General features: G+C 67.1%; 26 protein-coding genes. 11 read left to right on the forward strand and 15 right to left on the reverse strand.

Going from position 1 to position 25634, the window contains the following annotated elements; all coding sequences use genetic code 11:
• Positions 1–193: 193 nt before the first annotated feature.
• From QO207_RS20410 to QO207_RS20435, 6 genes are all read right to left on the reverse strand, one after another.
• Positions 194–1000 carry a helix-turn-helix transcriptional regulator gene (locus QO207_RS20410; RefSeq protein ID WP_301534137.1) on the reverse strand — a complete coding sequence of 269 codons (807 nt, stop codon included), beginning with the start codon at positions 998–1000 and terminating at the stop codon, positions 194–196.
• An 89-nt stretch (positions 1001–1089) separates the two neighbouring features.
• Positions 1090–2244: an MFS transporter gene (locus QO207_RS20415; protein WP_301534138.1), complete on the reverse strand. Its 1155-nt coding sequence runs from the start codon at positions 2242–2244 to the stop codon at positions 1090–1092.
• A 216-nt stretch (positions 2245–2460) separates the two neighbouring features.
• Positions 2461–3387, reverse strand: a complete 927-nt coding sequence (locus QO207_RS20420; protein ID WP_301534139.1) for a cation diffusion facilitator family transporter — start codon at positions 3385–3387, stop codon at positions 2461–2463.
• A 246-nt stretch (positions 3388–3633) separates the two neighbouring features.
• Positions 3634–4728: an NAD(P)-dependent alcohol dehydrogenase gene (locus QO207_RS20425; RefSeq protein ID WP_301534140.1), complete on the reverse strand. Its 1095-nt coding sequence runs from the start codon at positions 4726–4728 to the stop codon at positions 3634–3636.
• Positions 4729–4902: 174 nt separating this feature from the next.
• Positions 4903–6429 (reverse strand): MDR family MFS transporter, encoded by a 1527-nt coding sequence (locus QO207_RS20430; protein WP_301534141.1) that lies wholly within the window; start codon positions 6427–6429, stop codon positions 4903–4905.
• A 44-nt stretch (positions 6430–6473) separates the two neighbouring features.
• Positions 6474–7133: a TetR/AcrR family transcriptional regulator gene (locus tag QO207_RS20435; RefSeq protein ID WP_301534142.1), complete on the reverse strand. Its 660-nt coding sequence runs from the start codon at positions 7131–7133 to the stop codon at positions 6474–6476.
• 227 nt (positions 7134–7360) lie between these two features.
• Here QO207_RS20435 and QO207_RS20440 point away from each other — a divergent pair, with 227 nt between their 5' ends.
• Genes QO207_RS20440 through QO207_RS20465 form a run of 6 tightly spaced genes read left to right on the forward strand, consistent with a single transcriptional unit; the run spans position 7361 to position 12350 of the window.
• Positions 7361–7783, forward strand: coding sequence for a nuclear transport factor 2 family protein (locus tag QO207_RS20440; RefSeq protein WP_301534143.1), 423 nt, complete (start codon positions 7361–7363; stop codon positions 7781–7783).
• Entirely contained in the window at positions 7780–8535 is a 756-nt protein-coding gene (locus QO207_RS20445) for an SDR family oxidoreductase (protein ID WP_301534144.1), read from the forward strand. The genes QO207_RS20440 and QO207_RS20445 overlap by 4 nt, the downstream gene beginning before the upstream one ends.
• A gap of 3 nt (positions 8536–8538) precedes the next feature.
• On the forward strand, positions 8539–9786 hold the full coding sequence (locus QO207_RS20450; protein ID WP_301534145.1) for an NAD(P)/FAD-dependent oxidoreductase: 1248 nt from the start codon (positions 8539–8541) through the stop codon (positions 9784–9786).
• Positions 9783–10598, forward strand: coding sequence for a DUF1365 domain-containing protein (locus tag QO207_RS20455; RefSeq protein ID WP_301534146.1), 816 nt, complete (start codon positions 9783–9785; stop codon positions 10596–10598). Before QO207_RS20450 ends, QO207_RS20455 begins: the two co-directional genes overlap by 4 nt.
• Positions 10570–11844 carry a cyclopropane-fatty-acyl-phospholipid synthase family protein gene (locus QO207_RS20460; protein ID WP_301534147.1) on the forward strand — a complete coding sequence of 425 codons (1275 nt, stop codon included), beginning with the start codon at positions 10570–10572 and terminating at the stop codon, positions 11842–11844. The genes QO207_RS20455 and QO207_RS20460 overlap by 29 nt, the downstream gene beginning before the upstream one ends.
• Positions 11841–12350: a DUF2878 domain-containing protein gene (locus QO207_RS20465; protein WP_301534148.1), complete on the forward strand. Its 510-nt coding sequence runs from the start codon at positions 11841–11843 to the stop codon at positions 12348–12350. Before QO207_RS20460 ends, QO207_RS20465 begins: the two co-directional genes overlap by 4 nt.
• Positions 12351–12352: 2 nt before the next feature.
• Here QO207_RS20465 and QO207_RS20470 read toward each other — a convergent pair whose 3' ends face one another.
• The 3 genes from QO207_RS20470 to QO207_RS20480 form a co-directional block, all read right to left on the reverse strand.
• The gene (locus tag QO207_RS20470) at positions 12353–12883 is read right to left on the reverse strand and encodes a DUF3833 domain-containing protein (RefSeq protein WP_301534149.1); all 531 of its coding nucleotides are present in this window, start codon (positions 12881–12883) and stop codon (positions 12353–12355) included.
• Positions 12884–12886: 3 nt separating this feature from the next.
• Positions 12887–13426 (reverse strand): chalcone isomerase family protein, encoded by a 540-nt coding sequence (locus QO207_RS20475; RefSeq protein ID WP_301534150.1) that lies wholly within the window; start codon positions 13424–13426, stop codon positions 12887–12889.
• 131 nt (positions 13427–13557) lie between these two features.
• Positions 13558–13998, reverse strand: a complete 441-nt coding sequence (locus tag QO207_RS20480; protein WP_301534151.1) for a GNAT family N-acetyltransferase — start codon at positions 13996–13998, stop codon at positions 13558–13560.
• A 405-nt stretch (positions 13999–14403) separates the two neighbouring features.
• Between QO207_RS20480 and mug the strand changes: the two genes are divergently transcribed.
• Entirely contained in the window at positions 14404–14931 is a 528-nt protein-coding gene (mug, locus tag QO207_RS20485) for a G/U mismatch-specific DNA glycosylase (protein WP_301534152.1), read from the forward strand.
• A gap of 17 nt (positions 14932–14948) precedes the next feature.
• Here the strand turns inward: mug and QO207_RS20490 are convergent, their stop codons facing one another.
• Positions 14949–15218 carry a hypothetical protein gene (locus tag QO207_RS20490; RefSeq protein WP_301534153.1) on the reverse strand — a complete coding sequence of 90 codons (270 nt, stop codon included), beginning with the start codon at positions 15216–15218 and terminating at the stop codon, positions 14949–14951.
• A gap of 488 nt (positions 15219–15706) precedes the next feature.
• Between QO207_RS20490 and QO207_RS20495 the strand changes: the two genes are divergently transcribed.
• Complete coding sequence (locus QO207_RS20495) at positions 15707–17152, forward strand: NAD-dependent succinate-semialdehyde dehydrogenase (protein ID WP_301534154.1); 1446 nt, start codon at positions 15707–15709, stop codon at positions 17150–17152.
• A gap of 215 nt (positions 17153–17367) precedes the next feature.
• Complete coding sequence (locus tag QO207_RS20500; RefSeq protein ID WP_301534155.1) at positions 17368–17565, forward strand: hypothetical protein; 198 nt, start codon at positions 17368–17370, stop codon at positions 17563–17565.
• A gap of 4 nt (positions 17566–17569) precedes the next feature.
• Here QO207_RS20500 and QO207_RS20505 read toward each other — a convergent pair whose 3' ends face one another.
• A complete protein-coding gene (locus QO207_RS20505; RefSeq protein ID WP_301534156.1) occupies positions 17570–18892 on the reverse strand; it encodes an ATP-binding protein in 1323 nt (440 codons plus the stop codon).
• Positions 18889–19572 (reverse strand): response regulator, encoded by a 684-nt coding sequence (locus QO207_RS20510; RefSeq protein ID WP_301534157.1) that lies wholly within the window; start codon positions 19570–19572, stop codon positions 18889–18891. Before QO207_RS20510 ends, QO207_RS20505 begins: the two co-directional genes overlap by 4 nt.
• A 158-nt stretch (positions 19573–19730) precedes the next feature.
• On the opposite strand from QO207_RS20510, the gene dsbD reads away from it, so the two are divergent.
• Entirely contained in the window at positions 19731–21479 is a 1749-nt protein-coding gene (gene dsbD / locus QO207_RS20515; protein ID WP_301534158.1) for a protein-disulfide reductase DsbD, read from the forward strand.
• Between the two features lie 104 nt (positions 21480–21583).
• Complete coding sequence (gene dsbG, locus QO207_RS20520; RefSeq protein WP_301534159.1) at positions 21584–22348, forward strand: thiol:disulfide interchange protein DsbG; 765 nt, start codon at positions 21584–21586, stop codon at positions 22346–22348.
• On the opposite strand, the gene QO207_RS20525 is transcribed toward dsbG, so the two are convergent.
• The 3 genes from QO207_RS20525 to QO207_RS20535 form a co-directional block, all read right to left on the reverse strand.
• On the reverse strand, positions 22349–22984 hold the full coding sequence (locus QO207_RS20525) for a DUF998 domain-containing protein (RefSeq protein ID WP_301534160.1): 636 nt from the start codon (positions 22982–22984) through the stop codon (positions 22349–22351). It lies immediately after the preceding gene.
• 77 nt (positions 22985–23061) lie between these two features.
• The gene (locus tag QO207_RS20530) at positions 23062–24009 is read right to left on the reverse strand and encodes a Dyp-type peroxidase (RefSeq protein WP_301534161.1); all 948 of its coding nucleotides are present in this window, start codon (positions 24007–24009) and stop codon (positions 23062–23064) included.
• Positions 24010–24105: 96 nt separating this feature from the next.
• The gene (locus tag QO207_RS20535) at positions 24106–25491 is read right to left on the reverse strand and encodes an APC family permease (protein WP_301534162.1); all 1386 of its coding nucleotides are present in this window, start codon (positions 25489–25491) and stop codon (positions 24106–24108) included.
• Between the last annotated feature and the right edge of the window lie 143 nt (positions 25492–25634).

The following is a 25634-nucleotide window of genomic DNA, read 5'->3' on the forward strand; positions in this document are numbered from 1 at the left end:
GCGCCCCTGCTGGCGTGGCGCAGGACGCATGGAGCCGGCACAAACAACGGACGGGCCGTGTCATCGGCAGGGCGAGAAACTCGCCCCGTGGAAGAAAAGTACGATGGCGATGTGCGTCGCTCAATTTCTCAAAGTCGCTAAATTTGACGCACTTTGACGCACTACTTTAACCGCGTGCGAGTGACTGCCCTGTTCAGGCCGAATCGATGGAGGTGTTACCCGAATTCAGGTAGTTCAGCACCTCGCGAGGGATCGAGGGATCGCTGGGCGCCAGCACCGTGGCGCGCTGCATGTGCTCCTTCCTGATCAGCCCCTTGGCGACGAAGCACATGGCGACCTTCGCCGCTACCGGCTGGCGCATCATGGTCGCGGCGATACCGCTGGTGACGCCGAAGATGTACTTGCGCGAACTGCGGTTCACCGCGGCGAGGTTGCTGAAGGTCATCTCGTTCTTCTGGATGGTCTCGAAGTCCACCGAGAAGATCCGCCCCGCCAGCAGGAAGCTCAGGCCGTGGTACTTGAAGCGGTAATCCACCTTGCCGGTGCCGTCCAGGCTGGGGAAGCGCTCCACGTAGTAGTGCATGAGCACGCCGTCGCGCTCGTAGAGGCAGAAGATCGAACGCAGGATCTGCCCCGGATAGATCGACGAATAGTGGTAGCGCTCGTAGATGCCGGCGAACTCCCCGCCACCACCGGCACGCAGCATTTCGCCGATGAACAGTTGCATGGCGGGCGACTGCACCAGGCCGCGGAACAGGTGGAAGTGCCCGCCATCCATCATCGAGCGGAAATCGTTCGGCGCGCTGAACAGCACCTCCTCGTTGAGCCCGAAGAAGCTGGCGATGGCCCGCAGGTTGGCCCTGGATGGCGCATGGGTGCCGGCCAGGTACTTGTTGAACTGCTGGCGATTGATGCCGATCCGCCGGCACATGTCGGTGACCGTGCCGGCCCTTTCGCTGAGGATGCGAAGGTTCTCGGGGAGGAATTCCTGCTTGTCCATTGGCGGCGCCTGTTGCGGCGCCGTCCGACAGTGGCCGGCGCAGTGTGTCTCAGTCTAGTGCGTCGCTCTGAGTGAGGAAACTACCAGCCTCAGGCCGCGCGCTCGCGGGTCATCCAGGGCGCACAGACGACCACGATCAGCAGCAGGCCGGCGCTGCCGGCGAGGGCCAGGCTCAGGTTCGCCAGGTGGGCGACGCCACCAATCAGTGCAGGGCCCAGTAGAATCCCCAGGTAGCCAATGCCGGTCATCGCGGCAATCGCCATGCCTGCCGGCATGCGCCGCTGGCGGCCGGCCAGGGTGCAGAACACCGGCACCATGTTGGAAATTCCCGCCCCCACCAGCACGAAGCCCAGCAGGGCGAAGTACCAGTGCGGAAACACTACCGCGACGGCCATCCCGGCGATGGCCAGCAGGCTGCCGGCGACCAGCACCGCGCGCTCCCCCAGGCGATTGACGATACGATCCCCGCACAACCGCCCCGCCGCCATGGTCAGCGAGAAGAAGGCATAGCCGAGGCCGGCCTGGGCCTTGTCGACGTCCCTGGCGGTGGCGAGGAACACCGCGCTCCAGTCCAGCAGCGCGCCCTCCACCAGGAAGGCGATGAAGCACAGCCCACCGAGCAGCAGGACCTCCGCGGAGGGTCGAATGAACGGCGAACTCGCGCCGCCCTCGCCGTAGGGCAGCAGCGCATTGCCATGGATCGCCAGTACCAGTGCGCCGCTCAGCAGCAATCCGCAGACAGCCTGCAGCGGCGACGCGCCAAGCCACAGCAGCGCGCTGAGGCTGGCGGCGCTGAGAATGCAGCCCAGGCTGAACAGCCCGTGGAAACCGGACATCATCGAACGCCCGCAGGCCCGTTCGACTATCACCCCCTGGATGTTCATGGTGACATCGGCGGTGCCGACCGCAGCGCCGAACAGCAGCAGGAACGCCACCAGCGCCGCGAAGGACGACACCGAGGCAAGGAACACCAGGCTCACTGCCACCGCGCTGGCGGCCAGGAAGATCGTGCGCCGGCAGCCGATCCGCGACACCACCCAACCGGCCAGCGGCATCATCACCATCGAGCCGCAACCGAGGCAGAGCAGCAACAGGCCAAGCTGGGCATCCTCGATACCGGCCCGTTCGCGGGCATAGGGCACCAGGGGCGCCCAGGCTCCCATGGCGGCGCCGGAAAGCAGGAAAGTCAGACGGCAGGCCAGCAGATTGCGGGCCGAAATGGCGGAGGTATCGAAGCTGGACATGGAAAGACTCTGGCTGGCATTGCGAAGGGCCGCTCAGGCGGCCCGGAACCCGGCTTGCAGCGCCGGGCCGCGAGCACCGGCCAAGTTAATTGACGCAGCCAATGTGCTCAATTTCGCAATGCCGGCCCCACTGACGCAGGCAGACGCACAGGGCCAGCCATGCGGCGACCGGCAGCTTGTGGCGCACGTATTACGGAGAAAAGCGAAGGCTCGCCGTCAGCGAGTCCACAGCGGATCTGTGGTGAAGGCGATGGTCAGCCAGCGGTTGGGGCCTTCGCCGCCGATGGCTTCGCCGATCTCGTCGCGCAGGTGGTCCCATTCGTCCAGGGTCTGCGCCGGCCAGCCCGGCGGGACGATGAAGTACAGCTCGATCTGCTGCGCGCGGCCGACCTTGGCGACGTAGGCCTGGAAGGCGGTGAAGCCGTGTTGCGCGACCACCTTGGCGGCGACTTCGTCGACGTGCTGTTTCAGCGCCGGCGGGGTGACCAGCAGGATGTCCTTGAGCGCCTGGCGAATGGTCAGTAGCGGGATCGGCAGGATCACCAGGCAGATCAGCGCCAGCACCGCCGGGTCGACGTAGGGGCCGAAGTGCGCGTAGCCGCTCACCGTGGCCAGGTCGCCGACGAGGAAGGCAATCAGCAGGGCCAGGGAAATGCTCCCGGACATCACCCAGGACTTGGCGTCGAGCGCCACGAAGTCCGAGCCGATGCGCCGATTGGCGCGGAACTGCACGGCTGCCAGGGCGAAACAGACCAGCGTGGCGACCGCGGCGTAGAAGATCGCGAAGCCGAACTCCAGCGCATGGCCGCCGCTGAGCAGGCGACCGATGGCGTTGATCAGCGCGTAGAGAGTCACGCCGCAGAGCAGCGTGCCGTTGAGCGCCAGCACCATCGGTTCCAGGTGCCAGAAGCCCATGTTGAAGCGCTCGGCCAGGCGCCGGCTGGCGTCGCCTTCGGTGGTGTGGCGGCGGATCAGGGTCGCCACCATCAGCGCCAGGCCGCTCATGCTGGCGTCTGCCAGCGAGTAGACACCGTCGAAGACGATGGAGAAGGATCCCGACAGCAGGCCGACGATGATCCCGAAACCGGCCAGCAGCACGGTGACGATGATGGAAAGCCGCAGGATGCCCTGTTCTGTTTTCATGGCTGGCGTGCTCCTCGCGCCGCGGTGGTAGCGCCGCCTGGGGCAGGCCTGGCCTGCAGCGGCGGTATCGCTGGGGGCGCGACTATAAGCCAGGGGCCGGGCCAGGGAAACGGGCGCCCGGGCAATGTCGCTTTGCGCGCTCGCAAGGACATCGGCGCTATGAGTGAGCAGCGAGGAGTGAGCCGCGAGGACCTGCTCCGCTGCGCGGAGGCCAGGGGGCACTCCCCCTGGCGTCAGGCCAGCCGGTCAGGGCTTGATGGCGATCTTCAGCACGCCGTCGCGCTGGTGCGAGAACAGGTCATAGGCCGCAACGATGTCATCCAGCGCGTAATGGTGGGTGACCAGCGAGCCGAAGTCTGCGCGGTTGGACTCGATGACGCTCATCAGCCGGCGCATGCGCTCCTTGCCGCCGGGGCACAGCGCGGTGTTGATGCGGTGGTCGCCCAGGCCGGCGGCGAAGGCCGAGAGCGGGATGTGCACGTCCTTGGAGTACACGCCCAGGCTGGACAGCGTGCCACCCGGCTTGAGCACCTTCATGGCCTGCTCGAAGGTGCTCGGCAGCCCCAGGCATTCGATGGAGGAATCCGCGCCACGGCCGCCGGTGATCTTCATCACCTCTTCCACCACGTCGCAGCGATTGAAGTCCAGGGTGATGTCGGCGCCCATGTTGCGCGAGATGCCCAGGCGGTGCTCGTTCCCATCCACCGCGATGATGGTCGAGGCGCCGAGCAGCCGCGCGCCAGCGGTGGCGCAGAGGCCGATGGGGCCCTGGGCGAAGATCACCACGGTGTCGCCGATGCGGATGTTGGCGTTCTCGGCACCCTTGAAGCCGGTGGACATGATGTCCGGGCACATCAGCACCTGTTCGTCGGTGAGGCTGTCGGGGATCGGCGCGAGGTTGCCCTCGGCGTCAGGCACCAGCACGTATTCGGCCTGGGTGCCGTCGATCAGGTTGCCGAAACGCCAGCCGGCGGTGGCCTTGTAGCCGTGGCAGGAGCAGCGGCCCTCGGCGTTCAGGTAGCTGCCATCCTGGGACGGCACGCCATCCTGGGCGGCATAGGAATTGAAGTTCGGGCAGATGGCTCCGGCGATCACCCGCTGGCCCTCGCGGTAACCCTTCACCGCGCTGCCGAGCTTCTCGATGATGCCCACCGGCTCGTGGCCGATGGTCAGCCCCTTGGCCACCGGGTATTCGCCCTTGAGGATGTGCACGTCGGTGCCGCAGATGGTGGTAGTGGTGATGCGGATCAACGCGTCATTGGGGCCGATCTCCGGGATCGGTTTGTCCGCCAGTTCGATTCGCCCCGGCTCCACGAAGATCGCCGCTTTCATCATTGCCATCGTTCTTTCTCCTTGCAGGAATTGCGCTTGGATGCAGCCTGACCGAGGGCTGTATAAAGCCTCGGCCGAGCCGGTCCAGTGTGCTTGGCGACGGAGAAATACGGTTGATGCATATCAACGGACGGGGAAAGCAGGTGCATCGCGCCGGCGTCCACCAGGCCTTGAGCAGCCCGTTCAGGCCTTGCGCAGCGGCACTTCCCTGAGCAGCCAGGACAGCGCGAAGGCCACGCTGCTGACCAGGCAGGCCACCAGGAACACCCAGTGCATCGACCCGGAGAAAGCCTCCAGGTAGGCCTGCTGCAACGCCGCCGGCAAGGCATGCACGGCGGCCGGCGACAGGTTGGCCGGCGAGCCGGCGCTAGCCGGGAAGCTGCTGGCGAGGCGGCTGACCAGCTCATGGGAGAACAGCGCGCCGAACGCCGAGACGCCAATGGAACCGCCGATGGAGCGGAACAGGGTCGCCCCGGAGGTGGCCACACCCATGTGACGGAACTCGACGCTGTTCTGCACAGCCAGCACCAGCACCTGCATCACCATGCCCAGGCCGACGCCGAGCAGGGCCATGCACAGGTTCATCTGCAGCATCGACGAGTGCAGGTCGAGACGGCTGAGCAACCCCAGCGCGACCGCCTGCAGCAGGGTGCCGAGGATCGGGAAGACCCGGTAGCGGCCGAAGCGGCTGATCAGCCGGCCGGTGATCGCCGAGACCACCAGCATGGCGCCCATCAGCGGCAGCATCTGCAGGCCGGCGCTGGTCGGCGTGGCGTCCTTGACCACCTGCAGGTACAGCGGCAGGAAGGTCACCGAGCCGAACAGCGACACGCCAACGGTGAAGCCGATCAGCCCGGCGAGCACGAAGGTGCGATGGCGGAACAGGTGCAGCGGCATGATCGGCTCGGCGGCGATGCGCTGCTCGGCAACGAAGCCGATCAACCCGACGACGGCAAACAGCGCCAGGCAGAAGATGTCCACGGACAGCCATTTCAGGGTCGTGCCGCCCAGGCTGGTGATGAGTACCAGCGAGGCCAGCGCCAGGGTCAGGAAGAAGGCACCGAAGTAGTCGATGACATGCTTCACCCGCGCGACATGAGGTCGGAATGCGCTGCCGATCACCAGCAGCGCGAGGATGCCCAGCGGCAGGTTGATGTAGAAGATCCAGCGCCACGACAGCTGCTCGACCAGGAAGCCGCCCACCAGCGGGCCGACCACTGTAGCGAGGCCGAATACGCCGCCGAACAGCCCCTGGTAGCGACCGCGCTCGGCCGGCGGAATCACATCGCCGATGGCCGCCATCGCCACCACCATCAGGCCGCCACCGCCCAGCCCCTGCAACGCGCGCAGGAGGATCAGCTGGGTCATGTTCTGCGCCAGCCCGCACAGCGCCGAACCCAGCAGGAACAGCACGATGGCGGTCTGCAGCACACGCTTGCGGCCGTACAGGTCGCCGAACTTGCCATACAGCGGCACCACCACGGTGGACGCCAGCAGGTAGGCGGTCACCACCCAGGACAGCAGGTGCAGCCCGCCCAGCTCGCCAACGATGGTGGGCAGCGCGGTGGAGACGATGGTCTGGTCCAGCGCGGCGAGGAACATCACCAGCAGCAGCGCCGCCAGCAGCAGTGGAATGGAGGGACTTTTATCGGTGGCGTCGAGCGCGGGAGTCGCGCTCGGCGCCAGGGTCTGTTCGGAGGCCGAATGCATGGGGTCTGACCTGCTGCGAGGGGAACGTCGTTAAGGGGACGAACTCAGGCGCCAGCGCTGCGCTGACGATATTGCCGGCCGACTTCGGTTAGCCCGGCCAGGGTGAAGCTGTAGAGCTGCGCGGTGACGGCCTCGGCAGGCATGTCGAGGATCTCGCGCAGGGCGCCCTGCCCTCCACGCGGGCCGATCAGCAGCATTGCCCAGGGCGCGGTCACGCTGAGGATGCAGGGCACCAGCGTGGGGTCGTCGGCGGGTATCCCGGTGATCTCGCTGAACAGCTGCTTGAGCAGCGTCAGCTTCAGCGCCTTCTGCGGATGCAGCACTTCCTGGCCGTGGCTGCTCGGCGCCAGCGCCTCGGCGGCGAGCACGCGCAGGTGCCAGCTCTCCCGTCCGCGTGACGCCTTGCGCACCACCAGTTCGGTCAGCGCCAGCAGCTTGTCCGGCGCCGCTTGCTCGCTCTGGATGATCCGTTGCAGGTCGGCGATATCCAGGAAGCGCCGCCGCGCCTCACCCAGTACCGCCTGGTAGAGCCCGTTGCGGCTGCCGAAGTGGTAGTTGATCGAGGCCAGGTCGACCTCCGCCCTGGCCGCCACCGCCTTGTTGCTGGTCTCGCCGAAGCCCAGCGTCGAGATCAGCTCGCCAGCGGCTTCGAGGATGCGGATGCGGGTTGCTTCACCGTCTTTTCGGGATTCGCGGGAGGCCATGGAGTTTCCTGGAGGTACTGGCAGTGGTCGTCAGCCTGACGCAGGTTAAATCTAAATTCAATTTAAATTTAGATATGGCGACGAGCGTCTTCCCCTGCCATCAGCCTGCCCCGGCCAGGGTTTGCAACGAAAACTTGTACATTGATTTTGACTTGTACAAGTTTTGAATTAACCTGCAAAAGGTTGTACGAAAAATAGTCGTTGTACAACTTTCAGGAGGTGCCTGGATGTCCGCGTTCCTGCAAACCTTCGCTCAGGCGTTCGCCCAACTGGATCGGGGCACGCTCGACCGGCTCGAACAGCTCTACAGCCCCGACATCGAATTCATCGACCCCCTGCATGCGCTGCACGGCCTGCCCAGGGTGCGCGCCTACTTCGCCCAGCTGTTCGCCAACGCCCACGACATCCGCTACGACTTCCACGGTTTCGATGAAATCGCGCCGGGCCAGGGCTACCTGCGCTGGACCCTGACCTTCACTCACCCGCGGCTCAACGGCGGCGCACCGGTGCGCACCGACGGCTGCTCGCACCTGCTCTGGCACGACCGCGTGTACCGCCACCGCGACTACTACGACGCCGGCGCCCTGCTCTACGAGCACCTGCCCGTCATGGGCGGCGTGATTGCCTGGCTGAAGCGGAGGCTGGCATGAGGCGCATCTGGCTGACCGGCGCCAGCAGTGGCATCGGCGCGGCGCTGGTGCGGCGGCTGCTCGCCGATGGCCATCAACTGGCGCTGACGGCGCGGCGCAGTGCGCCCATGGCGGCGCTGGCGGAGGAGTTTCCCGGCCGGGTGCTGCTGGTGCCCGGCGATATCGAGGATGCCGGCGCGCTGGCCGCCATCGCCGAGCGCATCCGCCGGGAGTGGGGAGCACTCGACCTGCTGGTGCTCAATGCGGGCACCTGCGAATACCTGGAACCCGGCGCCTTTGATGCCGATCTGGTGGAACGGGTGATCCGCACCAACCTGCTGGGGACCAGCAGCTGCCTGCAAGCGGCGCTGCCCTTGTTGCGCGCGGGCGAGCAGGCCCAGGTCGCCGTCATGTGCAGCGCGGTGACCGCCCTGGCCTTGCCACGCGCCGGCGCCTATGGCGCATCCAAGGCGGCGCTGCGCTACCTGTTCGAATCGCTGCGTATCGACCTGGCAGCGGAGAACATCGCCGTCACGCTGATCAGCCCCGGCTTCGTCGACACCCCACTGACCCGCCGCAACGACTTCCCGATGCCGCAGCGCTGGCCGGCCGCGCGTGCCGCTGCGTATATCGCCGAGCGCCTGCCGAAGCGGCCGCTGGAAATCGCCTTCCCGCTCGCCTTCAGCCTGGCGATCCGCACCCTGGGCCACCTTCCCGCGGCCTGGCGCCTGGCGCTGGGCAAGCGCCTGGCGCGCCCGCCACAGGAGCACTGAGCCATGCGCATCGCCATCGTGGGCAGCGGCATTGCCGGCCTGGTGACGGCCTACCTGTTGGCCCGTCGCCACGAGGTCACGGTGTTCGAATCCGCGGACTGGATCGGCGGCCACACCCACACGGTCGACGTCAGCTGGCAGGGCCGCAGCTACGCCATCGACACCGGTTTCATCGTCTTCAACGACTGGACCTACCCCCACTTCATCCAGCTGCTGGATCAGTTGGGCGTGGCGAGCCAGGCCACCAGCATGAGTTTCTCCCTGCATGATCCCGCCAGCGGGCTGGAGTACAACGGCAACACCCTCGACAGCCTCTTCGCCCAGCGGCGCAACCTGCTCTCGCCGGGGTTCTGGGGCATGCTGCGGGACATCCTGCGCTTCAACCGCGAAGCCCGTGACGACCTCGCCCACGCCCGTCTCGACCCGCAGCAGAGCCTGGGTGATTACCTGCGCGAGCGCGGCTACGGGCAGCGCTTCATCGAGCACTACATCGTGCCGATGGGGGCGGCGATCTGGTCGATGCCCCGGGGTCGGCTGCTGGAATTCCCGCTGCAGTTCTTTGTCCGCTTCTTCGACAACCATGGCCTGCTGTCGATCAACCGGCGGCCGCAATGGCGGGTCCTGCAAGGCGGCTCGCGCGCCTACATCGAGCCGTTGTGCCGCAGCTTTCGCGACCGCATCCGCCTGAGTTGCCCGGTACAGCGCGTGGAGCGCGACAGCGACGGCGTGACGCTGACCAGCTCGCAGGGCAGCGAGCGTTTCGACAAGGTGGTGTTCGCCTGCCACAGCGACCAGACGCTGGCCCTGCTGGCCAGCCCGGATGCCGCCGAGCGCGAGGTGCTGGGCGCCCTGCGCTACGCCGAAAGCGACGTCGTCCTGCATACCGATACGCGCCTGCTACCGCAGCGCCGCAAGGCCTGGGCCGCCTGGAATTTCCGCCTGAACGATGCCCGCCACCTGCCGCCCACGGTGACCTACAACATGAACCTGCTGCAGGGCATCGACGCGCCCGCGACCTTCTGCGTCAGCCTGAATCAAGGCGACGCAGTGGACCCTTCGCAAGTGCTCGCCCGGTTCCGCTATGCCCATCCGCAGTACGACCTCGCCGGCGTTGCCGCGCAGGCCAGGCAAGCAAGCCTGCAGGGCCAGCAGCACAGCTATTTCTGCGGCGCGTACTGGGGCATCGGCTTCCATGAGGACGGCGTGGTCAGTGCGCTGGCGGTCGCCGAATGCTTCGGGGAGCGACTGTGAACAGCCGTCTCTGCCGCGGCTGGGTCCGCCATCGGCGCCTGCTGGCACCGGCGCGGGAGTTCCGCTACCCGATGGGCATGCTCTACCTGGACCTCGCCGAGCTGCCCGCCGTGCTGGCGCTTTCGCGCTGCCTGTCGACCTCGCCGCTGGCTCCGCTGTGCTGGCGCGAGCGCGATTACCTGCCGCGCTGGACCGGGCAAGGCATGGGGCTTGCCGAGGCCATTCGGGCACTGCTGCGCGAGTCGCTGGAGGATCCTCCTGACGGCCCCGTCCACCTGCTCACCCAGCCGCGCAGCTGGGGCATCAGTTTCAACCCGGTGAGTGTCTACCTCTGCCATGACCGGCAGGGGCAACTACGCGCCCTGGTCTGCGAGGTGCGCAATACCCCCTGGCGCGAGCGCTTCCACTACGTGCTGCCGGTGGAACCCGGCGCAACGGCCGAGCTGGAGGTCGACAAGGCCTTCCACGTCTCGCCCTTCCTGCCCCGCGACCTGCAGTACCGCATGCGCCTGCGTCGCGACGAACGCAGCCTGCACCTGCACATGGAGAACTGGCGCGGCAGCGCCAAGGTCTTCGAGGCCGATCTCGCCCTGCGCTGTCAGCCGCTGGATGGCCAGGGCCTGCGCCGCCACGTGCTGGCGTTTCCCTGGCTGAGCCTGCGCACCCTCGGCGCCATCTACTGGCAGGCACTGCGCCTGCTGCTAAGGCGCGCACCGATCCATGACCACCACGCCAGCACGGAACACTTTTCGGTTGGCCATACCCGGCAGGAGGAAGTCGCGCATGCCGCAGAACGTTCTGAGCATCACTAAGCCCGGCAGCCGCGGGCTGTTCGCCAGCGTGCCGCTGAAGCAGGCCGTGCTGGCGCAACTGCGCCGGCTGCGCCACGGGCAGCTGAGCCTGTGGGTCAACGGTGAGGAAATGCGTTTCGGCGACGCCGAAAGCCCGCTCAAGGCGCACATCGAAGTGCTCGACCCGGCGGCCTGGGCGCTGGTGGCCGGCAACGGCTCCATCGGTGCCGGCGAGGCCTACATTCACGGATTCTGGCGCAGCCAGGACCTGACTGCGGTGACCCGGCTGTTCGTCGCCAACCTCGACGTGCTCGATGCCATGGAAGGCGGCCTGGCCCGCCTCGGCCGCCCGGCGCTGCGCCTGCTGCACTGGCTCAACCGCAACAGCCGCGCCGGCTCGCGGCGCAACATCGTCGCCCACTACGACCTGGGCAACGCGCTGTTCGAATGCCTGCTCGACCCGACCATGATGTACTCCGCCGCCACCTTCGCCACGCCCGAGCATTCGCTGGAACAGGCGCAGCTGGCCAAGCTCGCGCTGATCTGCCACAAGCTCGACCTTCAGCCGGGCGACCACCTGCTGGAAATCGGCAGCGGCTGGGGTAGCCTGGCGCTGTACGCGGCCAGCCACTATGGCTGCCGCGTCACCACCACCACGCTCTCGGACGAGCAATACGCCTACACCCGCGAGCGCGTCGCGCAACAGGGGCTGGCAGGCCGCATCACAGTGCTCTGCGAGGACTACCGCAACCTCCAGGGACGCTACGACAAGCTGGTCTCCATCGAGATGATCGAAGCCGTCGGCCACCGCTACCTGCCCGAGTATTTCCGCCGCTGCGCCGCCCTGCTCAATGACGACGGCCTGATGCTGCTACAGGCCATCACCATCCGCGACCAGCGCTACCAGCGGGCGTGCCGTTCGGTGGACTTCATCCAGCGCTACATCTTCCCCGGCGGCGCCCTGCCCTCGCTGACCGCGCTGCTGCAGACCGCCAGCCGCGAGACCCAGCTGAACCTGCTGCACATGGAGGATTTCGGCCCGCACTACGCACGCACCCTGCGCCACTGGCTGCACAACCTGCATGGCGCGCACCAGACGCTGCTCGAACGCGGCTACGACGACAGCTTCCAGCGCCTCTGGGAGTTCTACCTGTGCTACTGCGAAGGCGGCTTCCAGGAGCGCGCCATCGGCGTCGCCCAGCTGCTCTGGGCCGGCCCCGCCGCACGGCCGCCCAGCCTGGTCGAACGGCCAGTCCTCCCGGCATGAGCCGCGCCTGGCAGCTGGGCAATGCGCTGTGGCTGCAACTGGGCTGGTGGGGCTGCGTGCTCGGCGCCGAACGGGGCTGGCTTTTGCCGCTGGTGGGCGTCGGCCTGTGCGTTCATCTCGCGTGCTGCGCGGACTCCGCAGCGGAGTTCCGCGCCCTGGTACGGGTCGCGCTGTGCGGCTGGCTGCTGGACACCGGGCTGGGCCTGGCCGGGGTTTTCCGCTTCCCCGGTGCCCTGCCGCCGCCCTGGCTGTTGCTGTTGTGGCCGGTGTTTGCCAGCAGCCTGCGGCACAGCCTGGCCTGGGCTGCCCGGCCGCTCTGGCGCGGTGCGGTGCTGGGCGCGCTCGGCGGTCCGCTGGCCTATCTGTCGGGCGCACGCCTGGCAAATGTCGACCTGCCGCTCGGCGAGCTGGCCAGCGGCCTACTCCTCGCGGCGATCTGGGCGCTCTGGTTGCCGCTGATGCTGCGCCTGGCGAATGCTCGTCAGGCCAATCCCCACCAGACTTGAACTCAGCGTGGCGACACGCGGCGGAAGAACAGCGTGACCTGCCCCACCTCGACACCCAGCTTGCTCATGCTTGACCGGTTGATCAGGGTGTCGGCGTCCATCAGGTACATCCAGTCGTCGAGGCTCACCTCGTAGGTCGAACCGTCCACCGGCAGCAGCAGGCTGTAGCGCCAGCGCAACGCGTTGCCCGCCACCTGGCCGTGCGCTTCCCCCACCACGTCAGCCGCACGCCCCGTCCAGCGCCCGCCGCCCTGCGGCGTCAGGGTCCATACTCGCTGCTGCCGCGTCCCGTCGCTGTAGAGGAAATGCTCGTCGAGTATCAGCCGCTCGCCGTCGCGGCGGCTGCTGACCTGCACGTGGAAGCACTTGACCACCTCGCCGGAGCGCTTCTGGAACATGCCCCAGGCCTCCACCGGTGATTCGAAGAAGCGCACCAGGTCGAGTTGCGGCTGCTGGCCGGCATAGTCCTCGACCCCGACGTTGCCGCAGCTGCCCAGCAACAGGCAGAGCGCGAGCAGACAGAATCTGTGCATGGTTCACCTCCGGGTATCGCCGAGCAGCTCGCGCCGCAGCTCCGGTGCCTGAGTCCTGGGGTCGAGCCAGATGGCGAAGAAGGCCGCCGCGAAGCGCGGGTCGGCTATTTCATGGCGCAGTTGGTCATTGAGGTAGAAACGGCAGCCCTGGCCGGGAACGCTGACGCCCACCAGGCGATCCCCCGCCGACACATCGGCGAAGGCGCGGCCCATTTCCGCGCTCCAGCGCGCCAGCGTTACCTCATCCACCGCGTCACCCTGCAGGCGGCGAATCTCCTCGATGCTCGCCTGCACCAGGGTGTCGCGCCCCAGGCTGCGGTGGTAGGTCAGCTCCAGCGCGAACGGCTGGTCCGGCCAGGGCCGCTCGCTGTCACTCCAGAGCGTCGCCGAGTACAGGCGCAGCCCATACCAGCGGTACTCCCCGCTGCCGAGCGGCGCGGCGGAAGGCAGCGTTGCGCGCCAGTCCGCGGCGACCGAGCTGGCGGCGAGGCACAGCAGCAATCCGAACAGAACAGTCTCCCGACGATATCGACCCGCGTGCATGACACACCCCGCTGGCACGGCGAACGGAGAAAACTTGTACAAGAATAAAAGATGTACAAGATTTTGCCCGGACTGACCGACGAATCACGCGGCGGAAATCCTCCACTGGGCAGGAAGATTCCGGAGGGAGATCAGCAGCGAAGCTTCACGAAAATCAGCTCGGGATCACCCTCGTCCAGGTTCTCGACCTGGCCACTGCCGATAAAGCCGAGCTTCCCGAGCAACCTGCGCATCGGCTCATTCGACGCATTCGTCGAGGTGAACAGTTTCGCCGCCCCGCTCCGCGATTCCAGCGCCCGGAGAATCGCCGAGCCGACGCCACGACGCCGCGCCGAATCACCCACCACGACGAGCGGGATGAACGCCTGTTCGAAGAACGAATAGTCGAGGACGCCATATCCCAGCAGCACCGAGGAGTCGCCTGCTTCCACGGCGACCCAGCACTGGCCGGCGGTGATTGCCTGCTCGATGAACCTGCGGCGCCTCGGCTCGCATCGCGCGATCGCGTCCAGGGCAATCAGCCCGTCGAGATCAGTGCTCAAGGCGAGCCGCACATTGGATGGAGAAGTCATTGCTGCACCGCGCCGTGGCTTGGGAGTGGCCAGTGTAATCGCGTTATCGAGGCGAATGCGGACATCGGTTGACGGCTGCAATTAGCCACACCCTCCAAATTTCCCCAGATCGGCGCGCCAAGCTGGGGTCGATCATTCTGGATACCTGCGGCCACATCCTAACAGTGAGCCAGGACGAAGTCGGCGCGGGCGGAAACTGTTATGGGTCGGTAGCAGACACCCGGCACTATGATTTCCTGCCGCCAGTATCCAATTGCTGAATCCAACCTACCTAGCCGCACTGCTGGCCCATGCACTGCCGGGGAGCGGCGCGGGCGAAGCCTACTTCCATTAACGGTGTGCAATGCTTTGCCCGCACACCGCGTCGCTGGATAATCTCCGCCCTGTTCCCCGCCACGGTGATGCATGAGCGAACAAGCGATCCTTCCCGACCTCCTGGCGCCAGGCCTCGACGTGGTGTTCTGCGGCCTCAATCCGGGGCTGGGCTCGGCACAGCGGCGCCAGCACTTCGTCAACCCGAGCAATCGTTTCTGGCGGGTGCTGCATCTGGCCGGTTTCAGCGCCGAACTGCTCGACGCAGAGCACGATGCGCGTCTACTCGACTACGGTTGCGGGCTGACCACCGCGGTGGCGCGGCCGACCGTTTCGGCGCAGTCGATCAGCGCGCAGGAATACCGGCTGGCGGCGCAGTCTCTGGAGCAGCGCATCGCCCACTATGCGCCGCGCTGCCTGGCCTTTCTCGGCAAGGCTGCGTACTCCGCCATCAGTGGCCAGGGCCAGCTGGATTGGGGCGAGCAGGCCGCGCACCTGGGCGGTGCGCGGGTATGGCTGCTACCCAACCCGAGCGGGCTTAACCGTGCATTTTCTCTGGAGCGCCTGGTCCAGCACTACGCCGCACTGCGCGAGGCGTTGGCGGGCAGCGCGGTCAGCTGAACGCTATCAGTGCCCGGTCAACGCTTGCGGACTCGCCGGAGCGCCACGGAGGTGGCCATCATCGGCGGCTTCGGGCTGCCCTGATAACTGGCTATCCAGCGTCGTGTGAAGTCGATGTCCATCAGCAGACCGTCCTCGAACAAACGGATGGCCCCTTGTGAAACCCGGTACACCCCGCACAGGGGGCACTCCATCTGCAGGTGATTGCCCAGCGCGGCGGACAGACCTTCCGCCTGGCAGACAAAGCAATCCCGGCGCTCTCGGTCAACCTGTTGCATGGCGCTCATTGGGGGCGCTTCGCCAGCGAAGACAGTGTCATGACGCCCAGCACCACCTGGCAGTCCCGCCTGACGCACAGCACCTGTTGCACCAGCCCGAAGGTCCTCGGGTCACGTCGAATCTGCGCATTGATGAACTCTTGGCCAGAGCAACGCGGGCAGGCTGGCTGCCGCTCCGACCCTGCATCCTTTCCCATCGGCTGATCTCCCTGTAAACGGACAAACAGTACGCCAGCGGGCAGCCCGCAACTATGACATCAGGCTGATATCAACCTTCGGCAACTGGCCCGATTTGCCAGTGCCGTGGGCCAGGCGAGAGCCGTTCGAGCGTCTTCGCGCCGGCGGCTGGCCCGAGCTCTCCGCCGGGTCGCAATCGACGTACTGCCAAAAAGCTCCTGCTATGCTGGCGGGCCCGCGCCGCTCTAATACTCGACTGGCAGCCCAGCGTGCCTGCCCAGTCGATTCGCGGCCTGCCCCGACCGGATGGAGATGATCCCATGACTGCCTTCCCCTACCCCGATACCCAACTGCTCATCGATAACGTCTGGAGGGCGGGCGGCGACGGCCGCTGGATCGATGTGGCCAATCCCGCCAGCGGCAAGACCATCGGCCGCGTCGCCCACGCCACGGTGGATGACCTGAACCTGGCCCTGGCCGCCGCGCAGAAAGGCTTCGAAACCTGGCGTGCGACGCCCGCCTACGAGCGCGCTACCCTGATGCGCCGCGCGGCTGGTCTGCTGCGCGAGCGCATCGAGCAGATCGCCACGCTGATCACCCTGGAGCAAGGCAAGCCGCTGCAGGAAGCCCGCGCCGAAATCGCCGCGGCGGTGCCGATCATCGAGTGGTTCGCCGACGAAGGCCTGCGCGTCTACGGCCGCATCGTGCCCTCGCGCTCGCCGGACGTGCAGCAACTGGTGCTCAAGGAGCCGGTCGGCCCGGTCGCGGCGTTCACCCCGTGGAACTTCCCGGTCAACCAGATCGTGCGCAAGCTGAGCGCCGCGCTTACCACCGGCTGCTCCTTCCTGGTCAAGGCGCCGGAAGAAACCCCGGCCTCGCCGGCCGCACTGATCCAGGCATTCCTCGATGCCGGCCTGCCGCCGGGCGTGCTCGGCCTGGTGTATGGCGACCCGCAGCAGATTTCCTCGCACCTGATCGCCCACCCGATCATCCGCAAGGTCACCTTCACCGGCTCCACGCCCGTGGGCAAGCAACTGGCCGCGCTGGCCGGTGCGCACATGAAGCGGGTGACCATGGAACTGGGCGGCCACGCGCCGGTGATAGTCGCCGAGGATGCCGACGTCGAACTGGCGGTCAGCACCGCTGGCCTGTCGGCGTTCCGCAACGCCGGCCAGGTATGCATTTCGCCCACGCGTTTCCTGGTGCACAACAGCCGCAAGGCCGAGTTCAACCAGGCACTGGTGCGCCACGCCGAGGCGCTGCGCATCGGCGACGGCCTGGACGAGAACACGACCCTCGGCCCACTGGCCAACACGCGCCGGATAACCGCCATGAGCGCCTGTGTGGAAGACGCCCAGGCCAAGGGCGCCGTGCTGCTCACCGGCGGTAATCGCGTGGGTGACAGCGGCAACTTCTACGCGCCGACCATCCTCGACGACGTGCCGCTGGATGCCTCGCTGTTCAACGACGAACCCTTCGGGCCGATTGCCGGCGTGCGCGGTTTCGACGACCTGGATGAAGCCATCGCCGAGGCCAATCGCCTGGCTTATGGTCTGGCCGCCTACGCCTACACCCGCTCGATCAAGACCGCGCAGGCGCTGAGCAACCGCCTGGAAGTCGGCATGGTCTGGATCAACCAGCGCGCCACGCCCTATGCCGAGCTGCCCTTCGGCGGCGTGAAGGACTCCGGCTACGGCACCGAGGGCGGCAGCGAAGCGCTGGAGGCCTACCTCAACACCAAGACCGCCTCGATCACCGGGGTCTAGCACCAGGGGCTGGCACCGCCGCTGGCAAGCCCGCAAAAACACCAACGCCCCGCGCCCCGGCCGGGGCGTTGGTGTTTTCCGGCAAGCAGGAGACACGCGCTTAATACCCAGCTAATCGGGGCCTCACAGCATCTCAGGTCGACGCGGCACCGCCGCGAACATCCCCCGTCGGCGCCTGAGCCAACGGGGTGAAATCCTCCCGACCCGAGGTCTCGATGCGACGCTTACGACTGCTACTCCTGGTTCTCCCCCTCGGTCTGCTGCAGGCCTGCACCACGCTGCAAGCCGCCGCCAAGCGCGCAGAGGCCGACCCGGCTGCGTACCGGGCGCTGGACCTGAATGCGCACTACCACTTCAACGATCCGCAGGCCAAACTCGGCCAGCAGGAGATGGAGCGGATCATCGGCAACTGAAGCCTCAGCGCCGCAGCGGCAGCTCCAGGATGGCGCAGAGGCCATCCGCCGAGCTGTCGAATGCCAGCCGGCCATGGCAGCGCTCGACGATGGCCTGGACGATGGCCAGCCCGAGGCCGCTGCCGCCCTTGCCGTCCATGCGCCAGAAGCGCTCGGTCAGGCGCGGCAGCAACTCGGCGCTGACGCCCGGCCCCTGGTCCACCACGCGGGCAACCAGGCAGTCAGCCACCGTACGCAGTTCCAGCACGACCTCGGTACCGGCGCGGGTATGGCGCATGGCATTCTCCAGCAGGTTGCGCAGCGCTAGGATGGCGAGCACTGCGGGGGCTTCGAGCTGCTGGTCGGCAGCGACGCCGTCGTTACACACCTCGATCCGGCCAGGCTGCGCATGCAGCGCGTCCTCCACCGCATGCCGAACCACCTCCAGCACCGTGCTCGCGCCGCCATCGTCGAAGCCCAGGCTGCCCTCGACCTTGGCCAACACCAGCAGCTGTTCCAGTGTGCGGTGCAGGCGGTCGGCGCCCTGCTCGGCATAGGCCAGGGCCTGCTCCGAGTCCTTGCCGGTGGTCAGGCGGGCGACCTGCAGGTGGGTCTTGATCGCGGTGAGCGGGCTGCGCAATTCATGGGCGGCATCGCCGGCGAAACGGCGCTCACGCTCGATGGCGCTGGCGATGCGCACGAACAGCTGGTTCTGCGATTCCACCAGTGGCCGCAGCTCCGCCGGCAGGCGCTTCAGCGACAACGGCTCCAGCGAATCGGCGCCACGCCGGGCGATGGCCTCGCGGATGCGCAGCAGCGGGCTGAGCCCCTGGGTGACGCCGAGCCACAGCAACGCCAGGCTACCCAGCAACGCGAGCACCACCGGCACCGCCGCCGAGATCAGGATCGAGCGATTGAGCAACTCGCGCTCCTCGATGCGGTCAGCGGTACTGATCCACATGTCCCCCACCTGCAGCGTGAAGCTGCGCCATTGCGAGCCGTCGATGTCCTGGGTGTGGAAGCCCTTGCCGGCATTGCCCAGGGACCGGTCCGGCGTCGCATGGCTCTGCGCGAGCACCTCGCCGCGCAGCGACACCACCTGACAGGCCAGGCCGTCGGGAATCCCCAACTGCTCGGCGGTCAGCCGGTTCGCCTCGTTGTGGCCGGGTTGCGGCCTGGGCAGCTGCTGCAACAGGCCGGCAACCATTCGCGCGGAAGCAGCCAGGCGCTCATCCAGCGAATGCGTCACGCGCTCGCGCAGGTCGCAGAGCATCCACAGCGCCGCCAGCGACCAGAGCAGCAGGAAGGTCGTGCCGAGGATCAGGCTCAGCCGCGCGCGCAGGCTCATCGGTTCGCACCGTCATCGCTGCCCGCCGCGCCGAGTCGATAGCCCAGGCCACGGATGGTTTCGACGATGCCGCCGCCGAGCTTGCGCCGCAGATTGTGGATGTGAACGTTGAGGGCATTGCTCTCCACGTCGTCGGTCAGGCCGTAGATGCTGTCCTTGAGCTGGTCGGCGGTGAGGATGCGCCCGCGATGGTCCAGCAGCGCCATCAGCAGGGCCTGCTCGCGGCGCGACAGGTCGACCGGCTCGCCGTCCAGCAGCGTCTCCCGCGTACTGGGGTCGAAGCTCAGGCAGCCATGCTCGATGACATTGCTGCAGCGCCCCGCTGCCCGGCGCTGCAGGCTGTGCAGGCGGGCATGCAGTTCGAGCAGGTCGAACGGCTTGAGCAGGTAGTCGTCGGCCCCCGCCTGCAAGCCGGCGACCCGGTCGCTCACCGCATCGCGCGCGGTGAGGATCAGCACCGGCAGATCGTCGCCGCGCCGCCGCAGTCGACGCAGCAGCTGCAGGCCGTCCTGGTCGGGCAGGCCCAGGTCGAGCACCAGCACATCGAAACGGGCGACCTGCAGCAGCGAGTCGGTGTCGGCGGCATTGCCCACCCGGTCGACGGTCATGCCCTGGGCGCGCAGGCCGGAGACGATGCCGGCGGCGATGAGATCATCATCTTCGGTCAGAAGTACGTGCATGGAGGAATTCGCCTGGAAGATCGCGGCACGCTGCCATTCGGGGATTAACTGAACGTTATGCGATGCGGCGGCCAGCGTCGACCGCAGGGCGACCAGCTAATGCTGGGTTAATCGGAGCCGGCGAACCTCGCAGCTGACCGATTTGCCGCGAGGACCCGATGCGACGTTTCCTGTTACTGCTGCTTCTGCTGCTGCCCGGCCTGGCCCTGGCGCAACCTTCCGACCCGCTGTTCGGACCCCGCAAAGGCACCGAGGCGGATTTCCTGCCGGTGGAGCAGGCCTTCGCCTTCGATGAAAGCCGGCAGGAGGACGGCCGCATTCGCCTGCACTGGCGCATCGCGCCGGGTTACTACCTGTACCGCGACCGGCTGCGCGTCGACGGCGCAGCGGAGCTGCCGCCGATGCCCGCTGGCGAGGAGCATCACGACGATTTCTTCGGCGCCTCGACCATCTACCGTGATGACCTGGAAATCCTCCTGCAACCCGGCAGCGCCAGCACCTTGCAAGTCAGCTGGCAAGGCTGCGCCGATGCCGGCCTGTGCTATCCGCCGCAACACCAGGCGGTGGCGCCGACCTCGGGCGCTGCGCCGCAGCTGGCAGGTAGTGACGCAGTCGCTGTGGACGAAGGACTGGCGACGCGACTGCAACAGGCCGGGCTGGTTTCCAGCCTCGCGCTGTTCTTCTCCTTCGGCCTGCTGCTGGCCTTCACGCCCTGCTCGCTGCCGATGCTGCCGATCCTCGCTTCGGTGGTGGTCGGCAGCGGCGCGCGCAGCTGGCGTTCGGCACTGCTCGCCGGCAGCTTCGTGGTCAGCATGGCGCTGGTCTACGCCGCCATGGGCACCCTTGCCGCCGCGCTGGGCACCAACCTGCAGGCCTGGCTCCAGCAGCCCTGGCTGCTCGGCAGCTTCGCCGCGCTGTTCGTCATCCTGGCGCTGCCGATGTTCGGCTTGTTCGAGCTGCAACTGCCCTCCGCCCTGCGTCAGCGCCTGGATGCTGCGGGCCAGCAACGCAAGGGTGGCAGCCTGGGTGGCGCGGCGATCCTCGGCGTGCTCTCCGGCCTGCTGGTCGGCCCATGCATGACCGCGCCGCTGGCTGGCGCGCTGCTGTACATCGCCCAGTCCGGTGACCTGCTGCTGGGTGGTTCGGTTCTGTTCGCCCTCGGCCTGGGCATGGGCGTGCCAATGATCCTGGTGRTGACCTTCGGCCAGCGCTGGCTGCCCCGCCCCGGTGCCTGGATGGAGGCGGTGAAAGGGCTGTTCGGCTTCCTGCTGCTGGCCAGCGCCTGGCTGGTGATACGCCCGGTGCTCGACGCAACGCTCTGGGTCGCACTGGGCGGCGCGCTGCTGGTGGCCTTCGGCTGGGCCGCAGTGGAAACCGGGCGCAGCCTGCCGGGCCGGCGCGCGGTCACCGGCGCCGCCGGGTTGACTGCGATCCTCTGGGGCGCGGCCATGCTGCTGGGCGCCGCAGGTGGCGCACAGAGCCCGCTGCAACCACTGAAAATCTACGGCGCCGCACGCGCGGTCACACAGGCTGCCGCCAGCGAATTCGTCACCGTTCGCAGCACAGCCGAACTCGATGCCCAGTTGCAGGATGCGAAGGCGCAGCAGCAATGGGTGCTGCTGGATTACTCGGCAGAGTGGTGCGTGGCGTGCAAGGTCATCGAGCAACAGGTGTTCGAACAGCCGGACGTGCAGCAGGCATTGCACGGCGTGCGCCTGCTGCGGCTGGACGTCACCGCCGATGGCCCGGACAGCCGCGCCCTGCTCCAGCGCTACCGCGTGCCCGGCCCGCCCAGCGTGCTCTGGATCGGCCCTGACGGCAGCGAACGTCGCGGCCTGCGCATCACCGGCGAAATCAGTCGCGGCGAATTCCTCGCCCTGTGGCAACGCGCCAGGGGCAATGGCTGATGCTGCGGCTCTCCACCTTCCTGACTCCGCTGCCGCACGGGCGGTCACGCAACCCTGCAGAACCTGCTCACAACGACAACCGATACTCCCATCAGAGGCATTCCATGAAGCTTGCAAACCCGCTCCCCTTCGGCCTGCTCATCGCCCTCGGACTCGGCAGCGCCCAGGCCGCCGAAGACCTGCCGGCGCCGATCCGCATGGTCGAATCCAAGGGCGCCCGCGTCATCGGCCAGTTCGACGCGCCGGACGGCCTCAAGGGCTACGCCGCCGAGTACGAAGGCCAGGCCATGGCCCTCTACCTCACTGCGGATGGCAAGCACGTCCTCAGTGGCCGCCTGTTCGATGCGCAAGGCAACGACCTCAGCCGCGAACCGCTGGAGCGCCTGGTGTTCGCGCCCATGGCCAAGGAGATGTGGGCGAAGATGGCCAGCTCCACCTGGATCGCCGACGGCAAGGCCGATGCGCCACGCATCGTCTACGTCTTCACCGATCCCAATTGCCCCTACTGCACGATGTTCTGGCAGCAGGCTCGGCCCTGGGTCGAGAGCGGCAAGGTGCAGCTGCGCCACGTCATGGTCGGCATCATCAAGCCCGACAGCCTGGCCAAGGCCGCCACCCTGCTCGCCGACGCCGATCCGGCCAAGGCCCTGCACGACCACGAGCTGGCCGGCAAATCCAGCCCGCTCAAGGCCACCAGCCGGATTCCCGAAGCGCTCCAGCAGAAGCTCGATGCCAACATGACGCTGGCCGACCAGATGGGCGTCAACGCCACGCCGTCGATCTTCTACCTCAACGACAAGGGCCGCATGGAACAGGTGCAGGGCGCGCCCCGGCCGGAGCAGCTGGAACAGATTCTCGGCGGAAGCTGATCACTCCGTTGCCGCCGGCCCATCGCGCAGCGCCAGGCCGGCCAGCACGGCGACCCAGACCACGGCCACGCCGTAGTTCAGTCGCTGGTAGAGACCGAAGCCGTGCCCCGCGGCGAACGCCTTGCCCATCATCGCCACGCTCGCGATCGAGAGCAGCACACAAAGCGCGGAGAACAGCGCGAATCGCGGTGACGCCAGCAGCCGCTTGCCGAGGAAGACCCAGAGCGCGCTGGCCAGGGTCAGCGATAGGAACATCAGCAGGCCCGCCAGGTTGTGGACCTGCTGCGACAGCGACGGCTGCGCCGGGGCGCAGCCCTGGTCGCAGGAGAAGTGCCCGGTGGCAAAGCTGGCCAGGCCATGCAGCAGGATCAACCCGGCGCTGAGCACTGCCAGGCGCGAGCCGGCGAAACGCCGCGCCACGCCGATGGCGAAGGCAATGAACAGCACCCCCAGCGGGAAGTTGTTCACCCAGGCGGAGAAGCCGTGGGTCGGTGCGCCCTCGGCGCCCAGCTGGCTCATCGCCTGGTCGATGTGGCTGTAGCCGGGATAGGCCAGCGCCGTCAGCGCCACGCCGATCGCCAGCCAGAATGGAATCAGCAGCCCTGCTCCCAGCAGAACGCGATCAATGGTCTTCATGTCAGGTCACTCCCTTGCCTTGTTTCGAGTATTGCGTGAATGGCCCCGCCGTCCCGGCGAGGCTTGCGCGAACCGTATCAGGGCGCCTTGTCGGCCAGCTCCTCCAGCAGGTCCGCCGAGGGGACGAAGAACAGGCTGCCGGTGACGGCCTTGCTGAAGTCCAGCAGGCGGTCGTAGTTGCCGGCGGGGCGGCCGACGAACATGTTCTCCAGCATCTCTTCCACCGGCGCCGGCGAGCGCGCGTAGCCGATGAAGTAGGTGCCGAACTCGCCCGAGCCGGGGCGGCCGAAGGGCATGTTGTCGCGCAGGATCTTCACCTCCTCGCCGTCCTTCTCCAGGGTGGTCAGCGAGCTGTGCGAGCAGCTCGGCTTCACGTCGTCGGCCAGCTCGATATCGGCCAGTTTGGTACGGCCGATGATGCGTTCCTGGGCTTCGGTGGACAGCTGGTTCCAGCCGTTCATGTCGTGCAGGTACTTCTGCACCAGCACGTAGCTGCCGCCGGCGAACTCGCGGTCCTCGTCGCCGATCAGGGTGAAGCGCGCTGTCTCGTGCTGCTCCGGGTTCTCGGTGCCGTCGACGAAGCCGATAATGCTGCGCATGTCGAAGTAGCGGAAACCATGCACCTCGTCGACCACCGTCACCGCCTCGCCCATGCGCGCCACCAGTTGCGCCGCCAGCTCGAAGCAGAGGTCCATCTGGTCGGCGCGGATGTGCAGCAGCAGGTCGCCGGGCGTGGAGACCGCAATGCGTTTGCCGCTGCCGAATTCGCGGAAGGCGTGCAGCTCTGCCGGCCGCGGGGCGCCGAACAGGCTGTCCCAGGCACTGGCGCCGAAGCCCACCACGCAGGACAAGTTGCCGTTGGGCACTCGCTTGCCCACCGAGCGCACCAGCGCTGCCACGTCACCGCAAAGCGAACGCACGGCGCCCCAGGGCTGCTGGCCCGGCGCCAGGGTGGCCACGAGGAAGATCGCGCAACGGGTGATCGGGCTGTCGACCGACTGGGGGAACGGAGCGTCGCTGGGCATGATTGGGCCGCCATCGAATCAGGGGAGCCCGAGATTATCAAACTCCGCCCGGCAGCAGATGACGGGGCGCAAACTGCGGCCCGTCATCGCTGGCGATCACTCCGCCATCTGCAGGTCCGGCAGCTTCACCTGGAACATCCGCGTGGCGCTGAGCAGGCAGATGAAGCCCAGGCACATCCAGCCGAAGCCGATCATGAACGACAGCCCGGACAGACTCGACCACAGCCAGATGGTGCTGAGGAAGCCCAGCCCCGGCAGCGCGCCGTAGCGCAGGTAGTTGCGCTTGCCGGTGAGCTTCTGGTCGATCAGGTAGTGCTTGATCACCGCCAGGTTCACCGCCGAGAAGGCGAACAGCGCACCGAAGCTGATCATGTTCGCCACCGTATCCAGGGTGACGAACAGGGCGATCAGCGACAGCGCGCTGATCACCATGATCGCGGTAGCCGGCACGCGTTTCTTCGTCACCAGCTTGCCGAACACGCGAGGCAGCGCACCGTCGCGGCCCATGGCGAACAGCACCCGCGACACGCTGGCCTGGGACACCATCGCCGAGGCGAAGCAACCGGCCACGTAGGTGGCGGTGAAGAAGGTCACCAGCCACTCGCCGCCGATGCGCCGCAGCACGTCGAGGGACGCCGAGTCGGCATCGGTGAGCGCCTGCCACTCGGGGAACACCAGTTGGCCGAAGTAGGCCATGACGATGAACAGCACGCCGCCGATCAGGGTCACCAGCATGATCGCTGCGGGAATCTGCCGGCGCGGCTCGGGGGTCTCCTCGGCCATGGTCGACACCGCATCGAAGCCGAGGAACGACAGGCACAGCACCGCCGCGCCGGACATCACCAGCGGCAGGCTGAAGTGCTCGTCATAGAACGGCTGCGCCAACGCCACCGGCTCCGCCTGCTGGCCCAGGTGGCTCAGCGAGAGCGCGATGAACACCACCACGAAGACCATCTGCGCGACGATCAGCACCCAGTTGACGCGAGTGATCGACTCGATGCCGATGAGGTTGAGGAAAGTCACCAGCACGATGGAGCCGAGAATCCACACCGACAGCGGTACCGAGGGGAAATAGTCGACCATGTAGATGCCGATCAGCAGGTAGCTGAGCAGCGGCAGGAAGATGTAGTCGAGCAGCAGCGTCCAGCCGGCCATGAAGCCGAATGCGGCGCCGAAGGTCTTGCGCGTGTAGCTGTACACCGACCCCGAATACGGGTGCGCCTGCACCATGCGGCCATAGCTGTAGGCCGTCAGCAGCATCGCGGCGAGGGTGAACACGTAGGCCGAGGACAGGTGGCCCATGCTCATCCGCGTGACCAGGCCGTAGGTGGTGAAGACCGCCAGCGGCACCATGTAGGCCAGCCCGAAAAGGACCAGCGCGGGAATCCCCAGTGACTTGCGAAAGCCCCGTGACGACGGGGTGCTGTTCTGGGCTTGATGGGCAGGCGAGGAAGTATCGGAAGCGCTTGTTGTTTTTTTCATGGCTCACTCATGGCTCGAAAGGCGGGCGCATGGTGCGTGAGCTTGGGGCCGAGGAAAATTAGTAAAAATATGCTCGGACCTTAAGAAAAAAATGGCCGTCGGTGCGGGGACAAGGGCGAGGTTTGTGCGGTCATCCGTGTCTG

The organism is Pseudomonas sp. CAN1 (assembly GCF_030462585.1).
Classification (GTDB): Bacteria; Pseudomonadota; Gammaproteobacteria; order Pseudomonadales; family Pseudomonadaceae; genus Pseudomonas.

Coding starts and splice junctions, on each gene's coding strand:
- QO207_RS20410 (WP_301534137.1), bottom strand. CDS start 1,000: ATGGACAAGCAGGAATTCCTCCCCGAGAACCTTCGCATCCTCAGCGAA.
- QO207_RS20415 (WP_301534138.1), bottom strand. CDS start 2,244: ATGTCCAGCTTCGATACCTCCGCCATTTCGGCCCGCAATCTGCTGGCC.
- QO207_RS20420 (WP_301534139.1), bottom strand. CDS start 3,387: ATGAAAACAGAACAGGGCATCCTGCGGCTTTCCATCATCGTCACCGTG.
- QO207_RS20425 (WP_301534140.1), bottom strand. CDS start 4,728: ATGGCAATGATGAAAGCGGCGATCTTCGTGGAGCCGGGGCGAATCGAA.
- QO207_RS20430 (WP_301534141.1), bottom strand. CDS start 6,429: ATGCATTCGGCCTCCGAACAGACCCTGGCGCCGAGCGCGACTCCCGCG.
- QO207_RS20435 (WP_301534142.1), bottom strand. CDS start 7,133: ATGGCCTCCCGCGAATCCCGAAAAGACGGTGAAGCAACCCGCATCCGC.
- QO207_RS20440 (WP_301534143.1), top strand. CDS start 7,361: ATGTCCGCGTTCCTGCAAACCTTCGCTCAGGCGTTCGCCCAACTGGAT.
- QO207_RS20445 (WP_301534144.1), top strand. CDS start 7,780: ATGAGGCGCATCTGGCTGACCGGCGCCAGCAGTGGCATCGGCGCGGCG.
- QO207_RS20450 (WP_301534145.1), top strand. CDS start 8,539: ATGCGCATCGCCATCGTGGGCAGCGGCATTGCCGGCCTGGTGACGGCC.
- QO207_RS20460 (WP_301534147.1), top strand. CDS start 10,570: ATGCCGCAGAACGTTCTGAGCATCACTAAGCCCGGCAGCCGCGGGCTG.
- QO207_RS20465 (WP_301534148.1), top strand. CDS start 11,841: ATGAGCCGCGCCTGGCAGCTGGGCAATGCGCTGTGGCTGCAACTGGGC.
- QO207_RS20470 (WP_301534149.1), bottom strand. CDS start 12,883: ATGCACAGATTCTGTCTGCTCGCGCTCTGCCTGTTGCTGGGCAGCTGC.
- QO207_RS20475 (WP_301534150.1), bottom strand. CDS start 13,426: ATGCACGCGGGTCGATATCGTCGGGAGACTGTTCTGTTCGGATTGCTG.
- QO207_RS20480 (WP_301534151.1), bottom strand. CDS start 13,998: ATGACTTCTCCATCCAATGTGCGGCTCGCCTTGAGCACTGATCTCGAC.
- mug (WP_301534152.1), top strand. CDS start 14,404: ATGAGCGAACAAGCGATCCTTCCCGACCTCCTGGCGCCAGGCCTCGAC.
- QO207_RS20490 (WP_301534153.1), bottom strand. CDS start 15,218: ATGAGCGCCATGCAACAGGTTGACCGAGAGCGCCGGGATTGCTTTGTC.
- QO207_RS20495 (WP_301534154.1), top strand. CDS start 15,707: ATGACTGCCTTCCCCTACCCCGATACCCAACTGCTCATCGATAACGTC.
- QO207_RS20500 (WP_301534155.1), top strand. CDS start 17,368: ATGCGACGCTTACGACTGCTACTCCTGGTTCTCCCCCTCGGTCTGCTG.
- QO207_RS20505 (WP_301534156.1), bottom strand. CDS start 18,892: ATGAGCCTGCGCGCGCGGCTGAGCCTGATCCTCGGCACGACCTTCCTG.
- QO207_RS20510 (WP_301534157.1), bottom strand. CDS start 19,572: ATGCACGTACTTCTGACCGAAGATGATGATCTCATCGCCGCCGGCATC.
- dsbG (WP_301534159.1), top strand. CDS start 21,584: ATGAAGCTTGCAAACCCGCTCCCCTTCGGCCTGCTCATCGCCCTCGGA.
- QO207_RS20525 (WP_301534160.1), bottom strand. CDS start 22,984: ATGAAGACCATTGATCGCGTTCTGCTGGGAGCAGGGCTGCTGATTCCA.
- QO207_RS20530 (WP_301534161.1), bottom strand. CDS start 24,009: ATGCCCAGCGACGCTCCGTTCCCCCAGTCGGTCGACAGCCCGATCACC.
- QO207_RS20535 (WP_301534162.1), bottom strand. CDS start 25,491: ATGAAAAAAACAACAAGCGCTTCCGATACTTCCTCGCCTGCCCATCAA.